Annotated in this window: 2 protein-coding genes; both read left to right on the top strand. The window is 68.5% G+C overall.

The genetic code is table 11. From position 1 onward, the window contains the following. Positions 1 to 204 precede the first annotated feature (204 nt). Positions 205 to 1,752 (top strand): methyl-accepting chemotaxis protein, encoded by a 1,548-nt coding sequence (locus FKP22_RS34425; RefSeq protein WP_141290998.1) that lies wholly within the window; start codon positions 205 to 207, stop codon positions 1,750 to 1,752. Positions 1,753 to 1,760: 8 nt separating this feature from the next. Continuing rightward, positions 1,761 to 2,612 (top strand): Cache 3/Cache 2 fusion domain-containing protein (locus tag FKP22_RS26770; protein ID WP_211361603.1); only part of this gene is annotated, 852 nt, incomplete at its 3' end.

Below are 2,612 nucleotides of genomic sequence, written 5' to 3'. Positions count from 1 at the left end.
ACCAGCGCCGCCATCAACGAAAGCGACTGGGAAACTTTCTGACCCCCGATCAGCGGACCACCGCTTCCTGACGCCAGAACCCGGCAAAGACCGGGTCATGCCCCGCGCCCTGCGCGGCGCGTGGCGACAACGGATACCCATGGAGACGCGAGCTTTGCCGTCCGGGCCACCCCAGGCCCGCTCCAACCCATCCGCGCCATCGCCATGAACCACTTTCTCCGCCGCTTCACCATCCGACAGCGGCTGCTGGGCAGCACCCTCACCCTCTGCATCCTGATCCTCGCAATGGGCGGCTGGTCCGCCATCAGCTTCCGCGCGCTGCAGCAGCACGTGGGCGACATGCTGGACATGCAGGCCGCGACCTCGCGCGACACCAGCGCCATCCTGGCTGCGCTCGAACGTGTGCAGCGCCTCGAACAGTCGGTGATGCTCAATGGCAACAATGCCAACGAAGCCGGCGACTACCACGCGCAGTGGAAGAAGACCGTTGCCGCAACCCGCACGCAGCTCCAGGCCGTGATGGCCGACCCCGAACGCGCCGCCGCCCTCAAGCCTGGCGTGGACGGCTTCGAAGCCCACGTCAAGCCGCTGGAAGACATCCTGCAGCAGGTGGTGGACGCCAAGATGGACGCCACCGCCGCCTATGCCTACGCCGGCCAGGCCCAGGCCGACCTGGACCAGGCCCGCGACGTGTTCAACAAGTGGGTGGTGCAGACCCATGAGCAGATTGCCAGCACCCGCGAAGCCGACCGCAGCTCCGAAGCCGCACAGTCCAGCGTTCGCATTGGCGTGATGCTGGTGGTGCTGGGCGGCATGGCGGCACTGATGCTGACCATGGTGCGCTCCATCACCGGCCCGCTGCACCGCGCCGCCCACCTGGCCGGCGACATTGCCAGGGGCGACCTGTCGGCCAACATCGCCGACGAAGGGCGCGACGAAGTGGCCAATTTCATGCGCGCACTGGGCGACATGCAGCATTCGCTGCGCGGCATCGTCGGCCAGGTGCGCGACAGTGCCCACAGCATCCGCATCGCCAGCGACGAGGTTGCCACCGGCAACCTGGACCTGAGCCAGCGCACCGAGCAGGCCGCCAGCAACCTGCAGGAAACCGCAGCCTCGATGGAGACGCTGACGGGCACCGTGCGCCACAGCGCCGACGCGGCGCTGCAGGCCAGCCAGCTCGCCACCTCCGCCTCGGCCGTGGCCCATCGCGGCGGCGAGATGGTCGAGCAGGTGGTGCAGACCATGGCGCAGATCAACCAGTCCAGCCGCAAGATTGCCGACATCACCGGCGTGATCGACGGCATCGCCTTCCAGACCAACATCCTGGCGCTGAACGCCGCCGTCGAAGCCGCCCGCGCCGGCGAGCAAGGGCGCGGCTTTGCGGTCGTGGCCACCGAAGTGCGCAGCCTGGCGCAGCGCAGCGCCAACGCCGCCAGGGAAATCAAGGGCCTGATCGGTGCCTCGGTCGACAGGGTCGAGAACGGCGCGCGCCAGGTGCAGGACGCCGGTAGCACCATGGGCGAGATCGTCGCCTCGGTGCAGCGCGTCAGCAGCATCATCAACGAAATCAGCGGCGCTGCCGGTGACCAGAGCCGTGGCATCGGCGAGGTCGGCACCGCCGTCAACCAGCTCGACCAGATGACGCAGCAGAACGCCGCGCTGGTCGAAGAAAGCGCTGCCGCAGCCGAGAGCCTGAAGCAGCAAGCCCGCCAACTGGCCGACGTTGTCGCCACCTTCCGACTCGGCTGAAACTCCGAATGCAAACCTCACACCCCTCTTCCGCGCGCCCTTCGGGCTCGATCGCCCGTGACGTGGCCTTGCTCGGAGCCAGCGCCAGCCTGCTGATGCTGCTGGCCGTCGGCAGCCTGCTGGGCTGGCGGGCCACCCGGGCCGAGCAGCTCCAGGTGACGCAGCAGGCGCTGCAGCGCACCGAAGCCGTCGCCCACATGATCGACGCCTTCGACGCCGCGGCGCGCGAGTCGGCCCTGCAGGCCCACGCCGGCTTCCGCTCGCTGCTGCCCGGCACGCTGAGCCTGGCCGATGGCCAGCTGCTGCACGACGGCACCGTGTTGAACAATGAATTTGCGGAGGTCGACAAGTTCCACACACTGACCGGCGGCGTGGCCACCATCTTCATGCGCGACGGCGACGGCTTTCGCCGCATCAGCACCTCGCTGAAGAAGGAAAACGGCGAGCGCGCCGTCGGCACGCTGCTGGACCCGGCCAGCCCGGCCTGGAAGCCGGTCAATGCCGGCGAGCCCTTCGTCGGCCGCGCGGTGCTGTTCGGCAAGCCCTACATGACGCGCTACGAGCCGGTCAAGGACAGCGGCGGCAAGATCATCGCGATCCTGTTCGTCGGCTTCGACCTGAGCGCCATCCAGGCCTCCATCGTCAAGGTGGTCAACGAAGGCCGGCTGTTCGAAACGGGCGGCCTGGTGCTGATCGACCCGAAGAAGGAAGCCAAGGACGCGCTGCTGCTGGCCCACCCGAATGCGGCCGGCAAGAAACTGCTGGAAGTGGCGCCACAGGCCGAGCTGCTGCTGAGCGCCACCGACACGCCAGTGGCGCTGCCAGCTGGCGCACTGCTGCGAGGCAACCCGGCCGACGAC

Origin of the sequence: Ideonella azotifigens (assembly GCF_006519715.1) — a bacterium.
Classification (GTDB): Bacteria; Pseudomonadota; Gammaproteobacteria; order Burkholderiales; family Burkholderiaceae_C; genus Ideonella; species Ideonella azotifigens.
The sequence above is the reverse complement of the archived record's forward strand: the minus strand, read 5'-3'. Positions and strand labels throughout refer to the sequence as shown.

What these genes read in the sequence shown, in the direction of transcription:
- FKP22_RS34425 (WP_141290998.1), top strand. Translation starts at nt 205, where the DNA reads ATGAACCACTTTCTCCGCCGCTTCACCATCCGACAGCGGCTGCTGGGC.